Annotated in this window: 18 protein-coding genes; 11 read left to right on the top strand and 7 right to left on the bottom strand. The window is 41.9% G+C overall.

What is annotated here, in order from left to right; genetic code table 11:
* The gene (gene malQ, locus VB083_RS07735; protein WP_323401933.1) at nucleotides 1-1,494 is read right to left on the bottom strand and encodes a 4-alpha-glucanotransferase; all 1,494 of its coding nucleotides are present in this window, start codon (nucleotides 1,492-1,494) and stop codon (nucleotides 1-3) included.
* A gap of 107 nt (nucleotides 1,495-1,601) precedes the next feature.
* On the opposite strand from malQ, the gene glgB reads away from it, so the two are divergent.
* From glgB to VB083_RS07695, 8 genes are all read left to right on the top strand, one after another.
* On the top strand, nucleotides 1,602-3,506 hold the full coding sequence (gene glgB / locus VB083_RS07730) for a 1,4-alpha-glucan branching protein GlgB (RefSeq protein WP_213689916.1): 1,905 nt from the start codon (nucleotides 1,602-1,604) through the stop codon (nucleotides 3,504-3,506).
* Nucleotide 3,507: 1 nt separating this feature from the next.
* Complete coding sequence (locus VB083_RS07725; protein WP_323401932.1) at nucleotides 3,508-5,889, top strand: DUF3536 domain-containing protein; 2,382 nt, start codon at nucleotides 3,508-3,510, stop codon at nucleotides 5,887-5,889.
* A 96-nt stretch (nucleotides 5,890-5,985) separates the two neighbouring features.
* Nucleotides 5,986-7,110 (top strand): glutamate 5-kinase, encoded by a 1,125-nt coding sequence (gene proB, locus VB083_RS07720; RefSeq protein ID WP_213689914.1) that lies wholly within the window; start codon nucleotides 5,986-5,988, stop codon nucleotides 7,108-7,110.
* Between the two features lie 27 nt (nucleotides 7,111-7,137).
* Nucleotides 7,138-8,388, top strand: a complete 1,251-nt coding sequence (locus VB083_RS07715) for a glutamate-5-semialdehyde dehydrogenase (protein WP_213689972.1) — start codon at nucleotides 7,138-7,140, stop codon at nucleotides 8,386-8,388.
* A 71-nt stretch (nucleotides 8,389-8,459) separates the two neighbouring features.
* On the top strand, nucleotides 8,460-9,503 hold the full coding sequence (dctP, locus tag VB083_RS07710; RefSeq protein ID WP_213689913.1) for a TRAP transporter substrate-binding protein DctP: 1,044 nt from the start codon (nucleotides 8,460-8,462) through the stop codon (nucleotides 9,501-9,503).
* 24 nt (nucleotides 9,504-9,527) lie between these two features.
* Nucleotides 9,528-10,034 (top strand): TRAP transporter small permease, encoded by a 507-nt coding sequence (locus tag VB083_RS07705; protein ID WP_213689912.1) that lies wholly within the window; start codon nucleotides 9,528-9,530, stop codon nucleotides 10,032-10,034.
* Nucleotides 10,034-11,326 carry a TRAP transporter large permease gene (locus VB083_RS07700; RefSeq protein WP_213689911.1) on the top strand — a complete coding sequence of 431 codons (1,293 nt, stop codon included), beginning with the start codon at nucleotides 10,034-10,036 and terminating at the stop codon, nucleotides 11,324-11,326. Before VB083_RS07705 ends, VB083_RS07700 begins: the two co-directional genes overlap by 1 nt.
* Nucleotides 11,327-11,347: 21 nt before the next feature.
* Nucleotides 11,348-12,094 (top strand): M15 family metallopeptidase, encoded by a 747-nt coding sequence (locus VB083_RS07695; RefSeq protein ID WP_213689910.1) that lies wholly within the window; start codon nucleotides 11,348-11,350, stop codon nucleotides 12,092-12,094.
* Here VB083_RS07695 and VB083_RS07690 read toward each other — a convergent pair.
* From VB083_RS07690 to VB083_RS07670, 5 genes are all read right to left on the bottom strand, one after another.
* Nucleotides 12,091-12,798, bottom strand: a complete 708-nt coding sequence (locus VB083_RS07690) for a DUF554 domain-containing protein (RefSeq protein ID WP_213689909.1) — start codon at nucleotides 12,796-12,798, stop codon at nucleotides 12,091-12,093. The two genes, VB083_RS07695 and VB083_RS07690, sit on opposite strands and share 4 nt — an antisense overlap.
* Before the next feature lie 21 nt (nucleotides 12,799-12,819).
* Nucleotides 12,820-13,749: an ABC transporter permease gene (locus VB083_RS07685; RefSeq protein ID WP_213689908.1), complete on the bottom strand. Its 930-nt coding sequence runs from the start codon at nucleotides 13,747-13,749 to the stop codon at nucleotides 12,820-12,822.
* 2 nt (nucleotides 13,750-13,751) lie between these two features.
* Nucleotides 13,752-14,822 (bottom strand): ABC transporter permease, encoded by a 1,071-nt coding sequence (locus tag VB083_RS07680; RefSeq protein ID WP_213689907.1) that lies wholly within the window; start codon nucleotides 14,820-14,822, stop codon nucleotides 13,752-13,754.
* A gap of 2 nt (nucleotides 14,823-14,824) precedes the next feature.
* Nucleotides 14,825-16,393: an ABC transporter ATP-binding protein gene (locus tag VB083_RS07675; protein WP_307879587.1), complete on the bottom strand. Its 1,569-nt coding sequence runs from the start codon at nucleotides 16,391-16,393 to the stop codon at nucleotides 14,825-14,827.
* Nucleotides 16,394-16,455: 62 nt separating this feature from the next.
* Nucleotides 16,456-17,538 carry a BMP family ABC transporter substrate-binding protein gene (locus VB083_RS07670; protein WP_213689906.1) on the bottom strand — a complete coding sequence of 361 codons (1,083 nt, stop codon included), beginning with the start codon at nucleotides 17,536-17,538 and terminating at the stop codon, nucleotides 16,456-16,458.
* A gap of 211 nt (nucleotides 17,539-17,749) precedes the next feature.
* On the opposite strand from VB083_RS07670, the gene gpt reads away from it, so the two are divergent.
* Nucleotides 17,750-18,241 (top strand): xanthine phosphoribosyltransferase, encoded by a 492-nt coding sequence (gene gpt / locus VB083_RS07665; RefSeq protein ID WP_213689905.1) that lies wholly within the window; start codon nucleotides 17,750-17,752, stop codon nucleotides 18,239-18,241.
* Nucleotides 18,242-18,293: 52 nt separating this feature from the next.
* On the opposite strand, the gene VB083_RS07660 is transcribed toward gpt, so the two are convergent.
* The gene (locus VB083_RS07660) at nucleotides 18,294-18,464 is read right to left on the bottom strand and encodes a hypothetical protein (protein ID WP_213689904.1); all 171 of its coding nucleotides are present in this window, start codon (nucleotides 18,462-18,464) and stop codon (nucleotides 18,294-18,296) included.
* Between the two features lie 102 nt (nucleotides 18,465-18,566).
* Between VB083_RS07660 and VB083_RS07655 the strand changes: the two genes are divergently transcribed.
* Nucleotides 18,567-19,043, top strand: a complete 477-nt coding sequence (locus tag VB083_RS07655; protein ID WP_213689903.1) for a hypothetical protein — start codon at nucleotides 18,567-18,569, stop codon at nucleotides 19,041-19,043.
* Nucleotides 19,044-19,103: 60 nt separating this feature from the next.
* Entirely contained in the window at nucleotides 19,104-19,427 is a 324-nt protein-coding gene (locus VB083_RS07650; RefSeq protein WP_213689902.1) for a DUF3870 domain-containing protein, read from the top strand.
* The last annotated feature ends 16 nt before the right edge of the window (nucleotides 19,428-19,443 follow it).

Below are 19,443 nucleotides of genomic sequence, written 5' to 3'. Positions count from 1 at the left end.
TTATATCCTTCCATAAACGGTCATGAGGGAATGAAGAGATGCAGCCAGAGAATCTGTTAATTCTTTTCCCGTTAACATCCATTGCCAGTTCCCTTCTATTGTTGATGGAGTATTGATTCTTCCTTCGCACCCCAGATTGAGATAATCCTGAAGAGGAATAATTGCTGTGTCAGCTACAGACATGAGGGCGAGCCGGGTAAGAACGGTTGTTACGTTGTTGCGATCGAGAGGCGTATTGGTATAGGTGCTTAGCCTTTCTTTTTCTTGGGTGGTGGAGTCTTCGTCAAACCAACCTTTTACAGTATTATTATCGTGTGTTCCCGTATATATGAAGTTGTTGGGAGTATGATTATGCAGAATATATGGGTTACGAGGCATCGATTCATCAAAGGCAAAGAGTAAAACGAGCATCCCGGGTAGATCGTATCTTTTCATGGCTTCAGTTACGTCAGGGGTAATAATTCCCAGGTTTTCGGCAATGAAGGGCATAGTTGAGAATTTCTCTTTTATTGCGGAAAAAAAGTTGTCGTTCGGGCCTTCTTCCCAATGTCCCTTTACAGCAGTTTTCTCTTCATATGGGATACTCCAGTAGGCAAGAAATCCTCTAAAGTGATCGAAGCGGACCAGATCGAAAAAGTGCAACGCATGTTCGAGTCGTTTTATCCACCAATGAAAAGAATTATCTTGAGCGTAATCCCATCGATATAGAGGATTCCCCCATCGTTGTCCCGTAGAACTGAAATAATCAGGTGGAACTCCTGATACGGCGATGGGAGTCATATCAGCATTCAGTTGAAACATTTCAGGACAACCCCATACATCTGCACTTTCAAAACTTACGTATATGGGAAGATCTCCAATGAGTTCAACATTTCGGGAACGACAGTAGGAACGTAATTTTTGAAATTGAGAAAATACGACATACTGAACAAATACGGTAAAAAGGATATACTCTTTTTCTTCTGATCTGATCGTATCTAAAGTTTGCTTCTCTCTTTGTCTGATGGAAGCTGGCCATAAGTTCCATCGATCATCTTCTATTCTATGGCGAATAGCCATAAAAAGGGCAAAATCGTTAAGCCACCATCGCTGTTCTTCCCAAAAAAGATAAAGGGGATCCATGTTAGCCCGTTGGATAAAGCGCTGAAAGGCTTTCTCCAAAAGAGGCATTTTCAGCTTTTCAGCCAGACCATAGTGCACCTTGCCGACCTTTTCTTCATTGAAGAGGGGAATTTCATTGGGGTAGATCAAACCTTCATCAATTAAATCTTCAATGCTTGCAAGTAGGGGAGAACATGCGAAGGCAGAGAGACTGCTATAAGGAGAATTCCCGAAGATTTCTTTTGTATGTGTCAGGGGCAGCATTTGCCAATAGTGTTGGCCTGCCTGGGCAAGCCAATCTACGAAGTTCCTGGCACGAGATCCCACATCGCCAATGCCCCATGGAGATGGAAGAGAAAAAACTGGCAGCAAAATTCCACCATGTCTTGTCATATTTTCCCTCCTCTCTCTTTTTCTAAGTATTGACATTCTACACCACAGAGGGTAGAGATTGTTATAATTTAAAAAATAATTTTATTTATTTTGCAAGGGGGACAATTATGAGCGGCAAAGATTTACCATTATCCCTTTTTTCAGATATTGATACTTATCTTTTCAAAGAGGGTACCCATTTGAAACTCTATACAAAAATGGGAGCTCACGTCGTGTCTATAGATGGTGTCGAGGGGGTATATTTTGCAGTATGGGCTCCTAATGCTGCTGAAGTTTCTGTCATTGGAGATTTTAATAATTGGAATCCTGAGGCAGATCATCTCTCTAATAGATGGGATGAAAGTGGCATTTGGGAAGGGGTAGTCTTTTCTGCTTCTTGTGGTGATTTTTATAAATATCATATCCGTTCGAAGAAAGGAGAAATTTTTGATAAGGGAGATCCCTTTGCCTTTATGTGTGAAAAGCCTCCTAAAACGGCATCAGTTATTACATCCCTCAATTACGAATGGGAAGATACTGAGTGGCTGGAGAAAAGAAAAACAATCAATTGGTTTTCTTCCCCCCTTTCTTTATACGAAGTCCATTTAGGTTCTTGGATGAGAAAAAAAGGAGAGTGGTTTTCGTATAGAGATATTGCAGATCCTTTGGTTGCTTACGTAAAAAAAATGGGATTTACGGCTGTGGAGCTTATGCCTGTTATGGAACATCCTTTTTATGGATCCTGGGGCTATCAGGTAACGGGTTTTTTCGCTCCCACGAGGCGTTATGGAGCTCCACAAGATCTTATGTTTCTTATAGACATGCTGCACAGGGCCGATATTGCTGTTTTTCTCGACTGGGTTCCTTCTCATTTTCCTTCCGATGCTCATGGTCTTGCCTATTTTGATGGAACATCTTTATATGAACATTCAGACCCTCGACAGAAAATTCATCCAGAGTGGAGAAGCTATATTTTTAACTACGGTCGAACTGAAGTGCAGGAATTTCTCATTAACAGCGCTCTTTTCTGGATTGATTATTACCATGTAGATGGACTTCGTCTCGATGGCGTTGCCTCTATGCTCTATCTCGATTATGCGAAAAATGACGGAGAGTGGATTCCCAACCAATATGGGGGGCGTGAAAATATGGAGGCTGTCTCCTTTTTACGTCGTCTTAATGAAGCAATTTATCTCTATTTCCCTGACACTTTGACTATTGCTGAAGAATCTACGGCATGGCCTCTTGTAACTCGTCCACCCTATGCAGGAGGATTGGGTTTCGGAATGAAGTGGAATATGGGCTGGATGCACGATATTTTGGAATATATGAAGAAAGATCCCTTTTATAGACAATACCATCAAAATGACCTGACCTTTAGCCTGATGTATGCCTTCTCTGAAAATTATATTCTTCCCTTTTCTCATGATGAAGTTGTCTACGGAAAAAGATCGTTGCTTGAAAAAATGCCTGGAAATCTCGAAGAAAAATTTTCGCAGCTACGTTTGCTTTTGGGATATATGTATGCCCATCCAGGGAAGAAATTAATTTTTATGGGAGATGACTTTGCGCAAAGGAGAGAATGGAGTCATGAGGAATCCTTAGATTGGTCTCTTTTGGATTTGCCTTTTCATAAGGGAGTTCAGCGATGGGTGCATGATATCAATAAGATATATGTTAGCGAAAAAGCATTGCATGTTAATGATTTTAAACAGCAAGGTTTTCAATGGATTGCATGTTCTGATAGCAGCGCAAGCATTGTCGGCTTTATTCGGAAAGATGAAGAAGAGAATATGATTTTGGCCATTTTTAACTTTACTCCTGTTGTTCGTTATAACTATCGTGTCGGAGTTCCTGTTGCTGGATATTGGCGAGAGCTCCTTAACAGCGATGGAGAAATGTATGGAGGAAGAGGAGAGGGAAATTTCGGCGGAAAGGAAGCCATTCCTGAACGTTGGAAAGAACACTCCGCTTTCCTCTCTTTGACTCTTCCTGCTTTTGGAGCTCTTTTCTTCAGAAAAGAGGAAGAGTGAAATGAAAAATATATGTGTACATGGACATTTTTATCAACCGCCACGAGAAAATCCGTGGCTTGGCGATATTGAGTTGCAAGAGTCAGCAGCTCCTTGGCATGATTGGAATGAACGGATATCTGCCGAATGTTATGCTCCGAACAGGGTTGCCAGAATTCTAGGCAAAGACGGCAAAATAATTAAAATTATCTCGAACTATGAGCGAATGAGTTTTAATGTAGGGCCTACTTTACTACAGTGGATGGAACGACACGACCATGACACATATGAAGGATTGCTAGAAGCAGACCGTAGAGGAAGAGAAAGATTTTCCAATCATGGTCCTGCGCTTGCTCAAGTTTACAACCACATGATAATGCCTTTGGCCTCCATGAAAGATAAAGTAACTCAAGTAGTTTGGGGTATTCAGGATTTTACGTCTCGTTTTGGACGTTTCCCAGAGGGAATGTGGCTTCCTGAAACGGCTATTGATGTGGAAACTCTGGATGTTCTGGCAGCTGAGGGTATTCGATTTACTCTTTTGGCCCCTCATCAGGCTAAAAGATGGAAAAGTATAATCGAAACGAATTGGCATGATACTAGCCAAAAACCTATTGAAACATGGCATCCATATTTATGCCATCTTCCGTCGGGAAGAAGTATTGCTCTCTTTTTCTACGACGATTTTTTAGCAAGAGACATTGCATTTGGTTCCCTCTTACAGAATGGCCAGCTTTTAGCTCAAAGATTTCTTTCGTCAATAGAGAGAGTGAAAGAAAAAGCACCTCTTGCTCATGTTGCTACTGATGGGGAGACCTTTGGCCATCACCATAAATATGGAGATATGGCTCTTGCCTGGTGTTTGAACTACATGGAACAAAGAGAAGATACACGACTTACCATATATGGAGAATATCTTGATAACTTTCCGCCTCAATATGAAGTACAAATTCGTGACGAAACATCATGGAGCTGTGTTCATGGCATAAAACGATGGAAAGAGGATTGCGGCTGTAATAGTGGATTACATCCAGGATGGCATCAGAAGTGGAGGCAGCCGCTGAGAGAATCTTTGGATTGGTTGCGGCAAAAAATAGATGAATTTTATGAAAAAGACGCATCTTCTCTCTTTACGGACCCATGGCAGGCGAGAAATGTCTATGTGCAATGTCTACTGGGCAATTCAACTGGATCTCGCCAAGAATTTTTCTCTGCTGTTTCTCCAAGGGAGCTCTCTTCAGAAGAGCAAATACGGGCGTTAAAGCTTTTGGAGATGGAACGTAGCGCTATGTTTATGTATACGAGCTGTGGTTGGTTTTTCGATGAAATATCTGGTATAGAGGCTCTTCAAGTTCTTTTATATGCATATCATGCTCTATCGTTGCTTGAAGAATTGTCAGGTAAAGGTATAAAAAACAACTTTATGTCTTTGCTCGAAAAAGCTCCAAGTAACGTACGAGAGTTTAAAAATGGTGGCGTCATTTTTGAAATTTTTGTGGTTCCTTTTTATGTTGACTTTTTCCGAGTTGCGGCCCATTATGCTGTAAAGACGCTTTTTGAAGAAGATGTTGCGGAAGAAGATATTTTTTCTCTTTATAATTATCAAATACAAGCCGAGAAGAAGGTTCTTCTTAAAGAAAAAGGAGAACGTCTCTCTTTGGGTGTTGCCACTCTTTTACATATGGTGACAGGTGAGAAACAGAGAATCTTTTTCGCAGCATTCCATAGGGGAGGACACGACGTCCTTTGCGGCGTTCGAGCTTCGGCGAGGCAGGAAGACATGCTCCAATGGCAAGAATCTCTTCAAGAGAAATTTCCTCAAGAAACAGAGAAATTTTTCGTAGAACTCTTCGGGCATCGCACTTATTCACTTCGACATCTTTTTAAAGATGGACAGCGGCGAATTATGCACTCTATTATTGATAGAGATGTTACTCGTATAGAAAATTATTTGAAGAGTGTTATTCGTGATTACGATAGCCTCCTTGCTTTTATGGGATTAATACGAATGCCTTTGCCTGACGTGCTTCTGAGTGCTGCTGAAGTTGTCTTGAACGGAGAACTCAAAAGAGTTATTTGGGATGGCGATCCCGATTTGGAACAAATAGAAAGGCGACTTACACAAGCACATTCGTGGAGAGTTGATATTAATGAGGCAGAGTTGCAACACCATATTCGAGGGCGTCTTGAGCAAGAAATGATCTATCTTGCTGAGCAGACAGATAGGGAATTGCAATTTTCTTCATTGGCCAAGGTGGAAAGAATGCTGGAGTTTGTTCGTCGTCACCATTGGGATATTAATTTATGGAAGGTTCAAAATGTATATGCGTCTCTTTCTGATCCTTTAATCTTTGAAACCCCCGCATATAAAGCGGTTGGAGATTTACTTAATATGAGACTTTAAACATTTAAATTTTTGTTCTATAAATTATAGTTATATCAAGTGTTACACTTGTACGTAATCGTTAATTTGGAGAGTTGTGCGGAGGGTGAATCAAGAATGGTACAAAGAGAACGTTTAAAGTCGTGTAAACGTGTTGTTATAAAAGTTGGAACGAGTACTGTAACCCACTCGACGGGGAAAATAAATCTACTTCGCATGGAGACTTTAGCGAGGGAGATTTCAGACTTGCAAAGTAGCGGGCGTGACGTTTGTCTCATCAGTTCGGGAGCGGTTGGAGCTGGCGTGGGTAAAATCAATTTTCCAGACAGGCCTAAAACCTTGCCGGAGAAGCAGGCTCTTGCCGCTATCGGGCAGGGACGGCTTGTTCACATGTATGAAAAATTCTTTTCAGAATACGGCAAGACAGTGGCTCAGGTTTTGTTGACTCGTGACGTCTTCTCTAATCGTCTTCGCTATTTGAATGCTCGACACACTTTATTGACCCTCTTTGATTTTGCCGTTGTCCCCATTATTAATGAGAATGATACTGTCGCTGTAGACGAAATAAAATTTGGAGATAATGATACTCTTTCAGCAATGGTGTCGTGTCTTATCGATGCAGATCTTTTAATTATCCTTTCTGATATAGATGGGCTTTTCAGCGATGATCCAAGAATCAATCCTGAGGCCCACCTGCTTCCTGTTGTGGAGGAGGTCTCTCAGGAATTATTGGCTCATTCCCGTACGAAGGGAAGCAAGCATTCCAGTGGAGGTATGTTTACTAAGCTCGCAGCAGCACGAATTGTTATGACCTCAGGTATCCCCATGATTATTGCAAATAATAAAGAGCCGAATATCTTACGTCGTCTTTTGGATGGGGAAAATTTGGGAACGCTTTTCCTTCCTTCTGGGGAGCCTGTTCAGGCTCGAAAACAGTGGATTGCTTTCGGAAGTACTCCCCATGGACGAATTGTTGTTGATGATGGCGCTGCTGAAGCAGTTCGCAATAGAGGGAAAAGCCTCCTGCCATCAGGTGTTGTTGCAGTGGAGGGGAATTTTTCGCGAGGTGAAGTCGTATCAATTTTTGATGGTAGCAAAGTGGAAATAGCTCGGGGAATGGTTAATTTTTCCTCCGATGAAATTGCTATTATTGCCGGCCATCATACTGATGAAATAGAAGCTCTTCTTGGAAATACCGATTATGACGAGATTGTTCATCGTAATAATTTAGCTTTGATCTAGAGTGGAGGAGGAATAGTATTGAAGAAGATGTCTGAATATGTTCGGGATATGGGTAAAAAGGCTAAAAAAGCATCCCGTTTTTTGGCAACAGCTTCATCTGAAGAAAAAAATAAAGCATTATGTGCCATGGCTGGAGCCCTTCGAGATCATTGCAGCGAGATATTATGTGCAAATAAGAAGGATTTGGAAGAGGGGCGTCAAGCTGGGCTTTCTTATGCTCTTCTCGAACGTCTAACACTCAATGAAAAGCGCGTGGAAGCCATGGCTGTGGGGCTTGAAGAAATAGCGGCCTTCCATGACCCGATAGGTGAAGTCTTGGGGATGTGGACAGCACAGAGTGGAATTCGTGTAGGTCGGGTTCGTGTTCCTTTGGGGGTGATAGGCATAATCTATGAATCTCGTCCCAATGTAACGGCGGATGCTGCAGGGCTTTGTCTTAAGGCTGGCAACAGTGTGATTCTTCGCGGGGGAAAAGAGGCTCTTCATTCGAACAGAATTATTGCTCAGATAATATCTGATGCTGCCGTAAAGGCTGGAATTCCGCAAGGAGCTATTAATCTTATAGATAGTCCTGATCGAGAAGCGACAATGGAATTGATGCGATTGAATGAATATCTTGACGTGCTTATCCCACGTGGTGGAAAAGGCTTAAAGAAAGTTGTGCAGGAAAATGCGACGGTCCCCTTTATTATGACGGGTATGGGCAATTGTCATATTTTTATTGATGAAACAGCTGATTTTGAGAAAGCTATCCCCATTGTTATAAATGCGAAGACCCAGCGTCCATCTACATGTAATACAGTAGAAACCTTGCTGATCCATGCCAATGTTGCATCTCGTTTTGTTCCCCTAGTTGCGGCAGCTCTCCACGAGAAGAATGTGGAAATACGGGGGGATGAGGCTATATGCAAACTAGACTCGCGTGCAATTTCCGCAACAGAGGAGGATTGGGCGACAGAGTATAACGACCTTATTCTTGCTGTAAAGGTTGTGGAAAGTATTGATGAAGCTATTGAGCATATTGCAACATATGGTACTGGACATAGCGATGCCATTTTGACCGAAAGTTATAGCAATGCGCAGAAATTTCTGGGAGCAGTTGATTCTGCTGCCGTGTATGTCAATGCCTCGACGCGCTTTACTGATGGCGGAGTTTTTGGTTTCGGAGCAGAAATTGGCATTAGCACACAAAAACTTCATGCGAGAGGTCCTATGGGCGTAGAGCAACTAACCTCAACGAAATTTATTATCTATGGTGATGGACAGATTCGCGAATAGTTGAAGGACCTATCTTTTAAATGTACAATTATTTGGAAAAGAAACGACAATTTATGGGGAGAGTGATAAGAATGTTGCGTGGGAAGGTGAAATTTCTTCACGTTATTGCTGTTTGTCTTTTGATTCTTTGTCTTTCTTTGCCGGCATGGGCTCAGGAAATAAAAATGTCATACAACGGCCCTGCAGACATAGAGAATAATGCAGTACACTTATTTGCCACAAACTTTAAAAAAATGGTTGAAGAAGAGAGCGCTGGATCACTTAAGATTTCTCTTTATCCTGATAGCCAGTTAGGTAACGAAGAAGAGCGAATGGAGCTTCTTGCTCGAGAGGGAATGAACCAGCCAATCATCAATATCGCTTCTTTTGGAGGGATAGCACCCCTCTTCCCCGAAATATATGCCACCGCTGTTCCCTTTATGTTCAATTCTTATAAAGCTGCCCATATCTTTTTTGATCAGAGTCGCTTTTGGAAACAGGCACAAGAGGAATTCAAAAAAAGAACAGGTGCTGTTTTGCTTGAAGCTATAGAAGAAGGGGGATTCCTAGCTTTTACTAATTCAAAGAGAGGAATTCGCTCTCCTCAGGATTTTGAAGGATTGAAGTTTCGGGGAATGGACGAAGGCCAGATCACTCTCTACAAAGCTTTCGGTGCCAGTGGAACGCCCATCCCATGGACGGAGCTCTATATGGCTTTAAAAACAGGAGTTGTTGATGGTCAGATGAACCCCGCCATGTACATAAAAATGGGAAGTTTGTACGAAGTGCAGAAGCACCTTACATTAGCTAATATTCAGTATTCTGATCAATTCCTTGTTATTAATGGTGATCTTTTTGATTCTTTGTCAGAAGAAAATCAGCATATTGTTCTAGAAGCTGCAAAAAAGGCAAATGCCATGAATAGAGAGGCTGTTGAGGCACAAGATTCAAAGGATGTTCAATTCCTTTCAGATCATGGAATGCAGGTTTATACGCCAAATGAGGAAGAGATGAACGCATTTCGTGAAAAAGCTTTACCAGCTTATCATGAGTGGTTGAAAACTAAAGTAAGCAAGGAGTGGCTTGACCTGGCTTTAGAATGTGCCAAGAATGCCAATGCAGCAGCAAGTAAATAATGAATGGAATTGAAGGTTGATGATATGAGAGAAAGGTCGAAAGCCGCTGTTTCTCTGAATCAGTTAATATATTTCTTTGAGCGTCTCAGCGCCTGGAGTGCTGGGGCGCTTCTCGTTATTAATGTCGCCGATATTTTGTTAGGAATTTTTATGCGTTATGTCTTGAAAAGCTCTATTGTATGGACTGAAGAAGTAGCTCGTTTTTCCCTTGTATGGCTTGTAATGTTGGGAGCGACTGGAGCCCTTTGTCATGGCGATCATATGGTTATAGACTTTGTAACGCCAAAGCTTTCTCGACATATCCAAAGGTGTATTCTCTGGATAAAATTCTTTATCACCGTTGGGATTCTTTCTCTTGTTACCTATTTGGGAACTGTCAATGCCTTGAATATGTGGAAGATGAAGACTCTGGCTCTCAATATACCTAAGACAATTCCTCTTCTCTCTGTTCCTGTGGGTTTTGCATTGTTGTTATCGGAAGTCATTCTTCTATTTGTTCGATCTTTCTTTAAGCAGGAGGAGCGGTTGTAATGGTTTTTATTATGCTTATTGTTTTTTTTGCCATGATGATTTTTGGCATTCCTCTTTATCTATCCCTTTTAACGACCTCGTTTTTAGGAATAGTCTTGCTTGGTGATTATTCATTATTGCGAGTAATAGCGCAGCAGTTTTATGGAGGAATGGATATCTTTTCTCTTATGGCAATTCCTTTTTTCATATGGACGGGGATTCTTATGAACCGATCCGGACTTACAGATCGCCTTCTCGATTTTAGTCGTCTTATTGTTGGTTCTGTGCGAGGTGGCCTAGGCTATGTCAATGTCGTTGGTGGAATTATTTTAGCTGGAGTCAATGGTTCGGCGGCAGCAGATGCTTCTGCTCTTGGCTCTATTTTGATTCCTGCCATGGTTAAGGATGGGTTTTCTCCTGCCTATTCAGCGGGATTGACAGCAAGTAGCTCTCTCATTGGGCCTATTATACCTCCGAGTATTTTTATGATTATTTATGCCACAATGACCAATACATCTATTGGGGGACTTTTTGCAGCAGGAATTCTCCCCGGCATTGTTCTTGGCGGGGCTTTTATGGTGATGAATTATTTTTACTCACGTCGACATCAGATGGCAGTTTCAGACTTTAACGAGGTTCGCAAGAATGCCAAAGAGATTCTTCGTCGTTCCCTTGTCGGTCTCATTGCGCCTCTTATTATTATCGGAGGTATTGTAACGGGTATCGTGACTCCTACGGAATCTGGCGCATTAGGAGTTGCCTACTGCCTTTTGGCAGGTTTCTTTTATACCAGAAAGCTGACAGCCAGAATTTTGGGTGAGACTATTTATGAAACAGTGAGGCTTACAAGCTCTATTTTCCTCATTATGGGAGCTGCCACTGTTATAGGCTGGATATTGAAATGGGAACAAATCCCCCAGCATTTTGCACGATTTATTACACAATCGGGGCTTATAGAGAGTCCGTGGCTTCTCATGCTTTTACTTTCAGCAATTATTTTCCCTGTTGGAATGTTTATGGAAGAGGTGTCTACGTTGACGCTGCTTACTCCTATTTTTGCGCCTTTAGCCCAAAAGGCTGGCATCGATCCTCTTCACTTTGGTGTTGTCATGACACTTAATGTGACTATAGCTTTAATAACGCCTCCAATGGGGGCGTGTAATTATATTGTTGCAGCTGTAGGAGGAGTGAAGTTAGGCGATGTGTTTAAGTATATATGGCCTTTCATCGGTGTAGCCCTTCTTGTGCTTTTTCTTATAATATCTTTTCCTCCCATAACTACAGCTATTCCAAGGCTATTGAACTTGTCGTAAAGGAGGAGGGATGAATTCATAATGGATATATATGGAACGCCTATTTCTTCTCCGTCCGTTTGGATTTGGGAAAAAATTCAAAGTATCCCTATCGAAGAGAGCGGAGAAGAACTTGTTCCATTAAGCCTCTATCCAGAACGTATTCTTGTTCGATCCCAATATTACGTCCAGTCTGTTCCTGATGCTCTTTCAGAGTGTTTTATTCGGGAGAGTGCCTTTTTCCGTTTAAGAGAGGCTGTTGCCATGCTGCCTTCAGGATTTAAGTTCGTCATTTTTGATGGTTGGCGGTCTTTGAGTATACAGAAGCATCTTTATGACAGCTATTACGAAGAAATAAAACAATTACATAACGAAATGACCGAAACAGAATTGTCAAAACTCGTGTCGCAGTACGTGGCCTTGCCATCAGTTGATCCGAGAAAACCATCTCCCCATCTAACAGGAGGGGCTGTAGATCTTGGCATTGTCGATGATGAAGGGTGCCTTTTGTATATGGGGAGTAACTTTGATGAAACATCTCCTCGTTCTGCTACGTGTTACTACGAAAATGTCATGATACAAAGGGGAACTCTTGATGAGAAGGGGTTTACTGCCTTACAAAATCGCCGTCTTTTATATCATTGCATGAAAGAGGCGGGGTTTACAAACTATCCGGAAGAGTGGTGGCACTATGATTATGGCAACCAGAACTGGGCATACTTTTCTAACCAAAAGATAGCTTTTTATGGAATGACCCAGCCCTGGATGCGTTGGCGTTCCTTTAATTAGTGTACAAAATAAGAAGCCAGAATCCCTGCAAGGATAAGGGCTGGCAGCATATTTGTTACTCTGAAGCGTTTGATTTCAAGAATGGAGAGGCCAAGGGCGATAAGCATAAGTCCCCCTGCTGCTGAAATTTCGTTTATGACGCCCTCAGAAAGAATAGGTTGTAACGTGCTGGCAAGAAGAGTAATACTTCCCTGGTAAAGAAGAACAGGAAAGGCTGCGATTAGCACGCCTCCGCCCAAGGATGTTGCTAAGGCAAGGGAGGAAATCCCATCAAGAAGCGACTTTGCTATAAGCAGATTCGGGTAATTTCCCAGTCCTTCTTCTATAGCGCCGAGGATAGCCATAGATCCCATGCAGAAAAGAAGGGTTGCGGTGAGAAATCCTTCGGCAAAGGTTGGGCCGCTCGATTTGAATTTTTGGCTGATTCCATCAGAAAAACGGGCAAAACGACCGTCAAGATCGAGGGCTTCACCAATGATGGCTCCTCCAACCATACTGAAGATAAGAATAAGGAAATTGGATGTTTTTTGTGCCATTAAAAATCCAAGAAACAGCGTAAAAAGCCCCAACACTTGGAAGGCCATATCTATAAAACGTTGAGGTAGCTTTGATCTAAAAAGCAAACCAATAGAACTACCTACAATAACGGCAGCGCAGTTTACAATACTTCCTGATGCTGGAATATCGCCAATAAAAAAGCTCATGAGCAGACCCCCTCGTACTCTCTAATCTCTTTCTTCTCTAAAAAATGGCTGACCGAGAGAAGACGGGGCTCCAAAAAGGATACCCTTCCCTTGGCTCACCGAAATGAAAAAAAGAACTGAAATAGTCAAAATATAAGGCAACATCATGAGAAGAGGGGTTGGAATGCTTGTTCCTGCCGCCTGAAGGCGAAGTTGAAACGCCTCTACACCTCCGAAAAGGTACGCTCCCAATGCAGCCCGGAAAGGATTCCAAATAGCAAAAATGACGAGGGCTACGGCAATCCAGCCACGACCAGCTGTCATAAGTTCTGCCCACATCTTGGTGTAGGCGATAGACATATAGGCTCCACCTATTGCTACAATTCCTCCTCCAATAAGGGTGTAGATATAGCGAGTTCTGTCTACGTTTATTCCCATGGCATCTGCTGCTCGTGGATTATCCCCTACAGCACGAAGATAAAGACCATTTCGAGTGCGGACAAAAAACATATATAAGATAACGACCAATACAAATGAAACATAGATAAGGGCATCATTATTGAATAAAACCGGCCCTAGAATAGGAATATCTGAAAGAAGGGGTAATGGAATTTTATTGAGTCCCTTAATAGTAAAGCCAATATATGATCGACCTAATAGAGAGCTTGCTCCTGTTCCAAACATAGTCAAAGCTAATCCGCTGACTACCTGGTTCCCCTTTAATGTGATTGAAATAAAGGCGTGTATAGTAGCCATCATAGTTCCAATGATAAAAGCTGCTATTACACCGATCCACGGGTTTCCTGTCTTATATGTGACGGAAAATCCCGTGTAGGCGCCAACAAGCATTATTCCTTCAAGACCGAGGTTCAAGATGCCTGCTTTTTCTGTAATAATTTCTCCTAATGTAGCATAGAGGATTGGCGTACCGCTTCTTACGGCAGCAGCAAGAATAGGAATAAGAATTTCCATAGCTAGTTATCTCCCCTCTTGATAAAACGAATACGATATCTTCTGAAAAATTCTCCTCCAAGAACAAAGAAGAGAAGCAGGCCCTGAAGCACTAGAATACTAGACAGAGGCAAGCGCATAACAATTTGCAACGTATCTCCTCCTACCAGAAGAGATCCTATAATAAAAGCAACAAAGAGGACGGCTAAAGGATTGAGACGCCCTAGCCAAGCGACAATAATAGCCGTATAACCGTATCCAGCAGAAGCTGCATGCTGAAGACGACCTTGTAATCCTGCAATTTCACACATTCCGGCAAGACCTGCAATTGCTCCCGATATAAACATGATGATGACTGCATTGCGTAAATAGTTTATTCCGGCAAAAGTCGCGGCGCGAGGATTTTCTCCAATGACCCGAATCTCATATCCCCATCGTGTCCATTTGAGAAGAGCCCAGAAAAAGATCGCGAGAAAGATGGCAATAAACAGACCAAGATGAATACGTGTATCGCCGAAAAGAGGCAATCTGGCGGCATCTGGAAAGGGTGCTGTCATTGGGAAACCAAGACTGGCGGGATCTCTCCAGGGGCCGTAAACAAAGAAATCAATGAGATGGAGTGCAATGTAGTTGAGCATGAGGGTTGTGATTATTTCATTGACATTCCAACGCGCTTTCAGATAGCCAGCAAAAGCGGCCCAGAGTCCACCTGCAACTGAGGCTGAGATAAACATGATCCAGAACATAATGAAGGGCTGATCGACAAAAAAATAGCGAACAGCCGCAGCCGTAGCCAGAGATCCCATAAAGATTTGTCCCTCTGCGCCAATATTCCAGATAAGCATTTTAAACGAAAGAGCTACGGCTACACCTGCCATGGCCAGGGGAATAGCCTTTACAATTGTTTCTGTTAGGCCGTAGGCATCACCAAGGGACGCTTTGAACATTGAAAGATATGCTTTTACAGGAGAGACACCCATAAAATTTAAAAAAACGGCACCTGTCAGGAGTGCCAAAATAATAGCAAAAATAGGAATGACGCCAGAAAACCAAACTGGTGTAACAAGACGTTTTTCAACCTTTAAATATTTCATCGCTATTTTGCCCCTTTCTTTATAGAAGAGAGGGGAGTTCCAGCCATCATGAGGCCAATCAATTCAGGAGTGGCCTCTTCGGGGTGATTGAGTATACCCATAATTTCCCCCTTGAATATAACTGCGAGCCTGTCACTTAATGAAAGGAGCTCTTCCAAATCTTCAGATACGAGAAAAATGGCTGCGCCGCGATCACGTTCTTCGAGAAGCTGCTCTCGCACAAAGTGGGTAGCGGCAACATCGAGTCCCCACGTGGGGTGAACTGCAATAAGGGCTTTGGGTGCATCGCACAGCTCTCGTCCAAGCATAAGCTTTTGAAGATTACCTCCTGAAAGATTTTTTACTGGAGTTTCCATTGATGGTGTACTCACGCTATATTTTTTTACAAGGTTCATCGCATGAGTGAAAACCGCTTTCCAATCAATCATAGGCCCCTTGGCTACAGGTTTGTTCCAGTACTTTTTCAAAATAGAATTTTCTTTTACGTCCATGTTGGGAACAAGTCCCGTTCCTTTGCGATCTGCGGGAATGTATCGAATTCCTCGATCTATATATTGCTTTGGAGAACGATGAGTCATCTCTTCGTTCTCGATAAAAATACGACCTTCTTTTAAAGGACGTAACCCTGCCAGAGCTTCACAAAGTTCCTGTTGTCCGTTTCCTGCAATTCCAGCAAGGCCCAAAATTTCCCGTTCTTTCACTGCAATAGAAATATTTTTTACAGTAGGGAGACCTCTTTCCCCGAGAACAGTAATATTATCGGTTTTCAAGATATCTTTTCCCGGGGCAATACTCTTTCTAGCAACAGTGAAGGTTACTTTTCTTCCCATCATTAATTCGGCGAGTTGTTCTTTTGATGTGTTTTGAGTTTGAACAGTTCCTGTTTTTTCGCCTTTGCGAAGAATAGTTATGCGGTCTGAGAGAGAAAGAACTTCATCAAGTTTATGAGAAATAAAGACAATGCCATGTCCCTCTGCGGTCATTTGTCGTATGGTCTTGAAAAGATGAAGCGATTCTTGAGGTGTAAGTACTGCAGTGGGTTCATCAAGAATAAGAACCCGCGCTCTACGATAAAGCATTTGTAAAATAGCAACACGCTGCTGTTCCCCAATAGAAAGCTGCCATATTTTTGCGTCAGGATCGACTTCTAAACCGTATTGTTCTGAGATATCTATAATTTTCTGGTGAATTTCCTTGCGTGGAAGAATTTGAGGAAGCCCCTCTAATCCCAATATCATGTTTTCCCAGACAGTTTGACTGGGGATGAGCATAAAATGTTGATGTACCATACCTATTCCAGACGCAATAGCGTCTTTAGGAGAAGAGAAAGAGACGCTTTTACCGTCAATGCACACGTGCCCTTTATCTGGGCGGTACAGGCCGTACAATATATTCATGAGTGTAGATTTTCCTGCGCCATTTTCGCCAAGTAATGCGTGCACTTCTCCGCGTTTTACATCGAAATCGATGTTACGGTTTGCCACGACACCGGCAAACTCTTTCGTAATGTTTTCCATATGTATAAGTGGTGGAGCCGATATGACTTTTTCCATGGCAACGTTTCCTTTCACAGCGATCTCTTTCAAAAAAAAGAGGGCGCGAAATGCGCCCTCCCTCTATATTCTAGGGGTTTCTATTTGGGCATATCTCCCTTAACCCCTTCTACGAACCAGTTCATGGAGAGCTTATCTGCATCTGAAAGCGATTGTCCAGATTCAACTTTTATTGTACCGCTTTGATCTTTAATAGGACCATTGAAAACATCCCATTCGCCAGAAATGATTTTAGCCTTTTCCTCTTCTACAAGACCTTTGACTTCTTCTGGCACATCTTTGCCGTATCCAGAAAGAGTTACCATTCCTTCCTTAAGTCCCCACCAAATATCTTCTGATTTCCAGGTTCCAGTGGTAACTTGTTCCATAACACGTTTATATACAATTCCCCAATCCCAAATTGGTGCAGTGAGATGTTTGGTCGGTGCATATTGGCTCATGTCGTTATTATAACCGACAACATATACTCCAGCTTCTTCTGCTGTCTGAGGTGCTGCCCCGCTATCGGCATGCATAGCGATAACGTCGGCACCAGAGTCGATAAGGGCTTTCGTTGCTTCCTTTTCTTTCCCCGGATCAAACCAAGAGAAAAGCCACACGACCTTGACTTCTGCTTTCGGGTTGGCTTTTCGAACACCTAGTGTAAATGCATTAATGCCACGTACAACTTCAGGTATTGGATGAGCAGCAACGAAGCCAATAACATTGTTCTTTGTCATCTTTCCAGCAACAAGACCAGAAAGATAGCGAGCTTGATACATTCTTCCGAAATAAATTCCTACGTTATCTGCTCTCTTATAACCGGAACAGTGCATAAACACAACATCGGGATAACGTTTGGCTACGTCTTGTACGAAGTCCATATATCCAAATGATGTGGCGAATATGACTTTAGAGCCGTTTCGAATGAAAGTTTCCATTACGCGTGCAGAGTCTGGGCCTTCTGGAACAGACTCGACAAAGCTTGATTTTACTCCAGGAAACGCTTCTTCCATTTCTAATCGTCCCTGATCATGCATATATGTCCATCCGCCATCTCCTACAGGACCAATATACACAAAACCAGGATTTACTTTTTCTGCGGGAATAGCTTCAGCTGCAAAAGCTGTTCCGCAGAGGGCGATACTCAGTGCTACGAACAAAACAACAAGACTCTTCTTCATTATGCATGCCCTCCTTGAGCGTTCTTTTGGTGTGAGAACTTATCAAAAATAAAGATGATTGTTAACAATTATACTAAGATTATGATAAAAGAAAAGGGAAAAAGTGATAGACGAGAAAGTAACAGAAAAGAAATAAGCAATTCCACTAATTCAGAAAAACTTGTAATATAAAGTTTACCATTTTTTATTCTATTCAGGGAGGCACTAAACGATGGGAAGTGAAGAGCGGTATCATAAAACGTATCCGGTTTCTTGGGATCAGCTTCATCGGGATTGTAAAGCTCTTGCATGGAGACTTCTATCAAGAAAATGGACGAAAATAATAGGGATTGCTCGTGGAGGCCTTATTCCTGCGGCTATTATTGCGAGAGAATTGAACATTCGTCTTGTAGATACGGTTTGTATTTCGAGTTATACAATTCGAACACAGGGAGAAACCAGTATACTAAAAGAAATTCAGGGTGACGGGGAGAATTGTCTTATTATTGACGATCTTGTGGATACTGGAAAAACAGCACAGATTGTAAGAAAAATGCTTCCCAAAGCGTATTTTGCAACAGTATATGCCAAACCGGAGGGAAGTCTTTACGTTGATACCTATATAACACAGGTAAGCCAGGATACGTGGATTCTTTTCCCGTGGGATTCTGAGACAGCATATTCAAAACCTCTCGTTGACAGAGAGACTGATAATAATGAATAAAGATGGGGGATATGGATCCCCCATCTTTACAAGGGGTTTCTGGATAGAGACGTTATGCTTTAATATTCAAATTTTGCCCTATTCCCATACTTTCAAAAAGTTGGGCCATCATCTTTTCTTGAAGCTGCGTGACGCTCTTTAATGTGTATGCTTGCGTTGCCATCATAACGTTTTGACAAACTTCCTGTGCTTTTGCACTTTGAACAGCATTTACGGCATCCATATAAATCACCTCCCAGATTTACCCCTTAATTTAGTATCGGCTTTGCGAAGATGATGTAAAATAAATAAGCAATATAAAGGTTCTAGGGGAGGAGGAACATCTGTGCTTTATATCAAGTTCGCTCTACCGTTTATTCTTTGGGCCTGGGTTTTATCAAGTTCGTACAGCCGCTATATTGTTCCAAGAGTTTTATCAGTTTACGATTTACTTGAAGGTTTGGAAAACAAAAAAAGTGGTAAAACGCGATCTCTTCATGTTCAAGGTACTTCCTTTCTTTTAAGAATAGTTCTTTTCTTTACCCAGATGTATGTTTTAACGGCGTGGTCGGCATATTCTGTTCTTCGAGCTATGCGCTTTGCTCAGCTTCCAGAAACGAAAGGATGGATTTATTATCTTTCCGCTTTCTTTATTTGCGAGGGTGCTTTAGGTGTCGTGGCCAGAAAAGAGGAGTATCGAGGATTCTTTTCTATTCTACATACTATTATGGCAATGGGCTTTTATGTTATTTTTGCCTTCAACCCATATCTTATGAAGAATTCTTATGCTTGGTTAATGCGGGTTATGGGGATGAATTTCTAGAAATAGTCAAATTTGTTGACTATCTATAATTTTGTGCTATATATTTCGTAGGTGAAGCGTATGGAAAAGTATTATCCTGACAATTCAGTTCTCATTGTAGGCAACTCACGAACGACAAGCGATAACCCAATTACTTTTCAATTTAATGCTTTCTTTATTTCTTTCATTGTAGAAAGAGAATCATCTCTTATCCTGGATTGTCAGAGTTCTGTTACTCTTGATGTTACTCACCGTTTTATTCGAGACCTTTTTGTAGGACGCTATTTGCTTCAAGATGAACAAGAAATAACAGAAGAAATTCAGTCACGATACTTCGGTTCGTCTAAAAAGGCTATACAGGTTGCATATAAAGATGCACTGAAGAAATATCGAGAAGGACTCTAAAATAACGACGTTGCTT

This window comes from Aminobacterium sp. (assembly GCF_034926885.1).
Taxonomy (GTDB): Bacteria; Synergistota; Synergistia; order Synergistales; family Aminobacteriaceae; genus Aminobacterium.
Note: the sequence above shows the minus strand (reverse complement) of the source record. Positions and strands in the feature narration are given on the sequence as shown.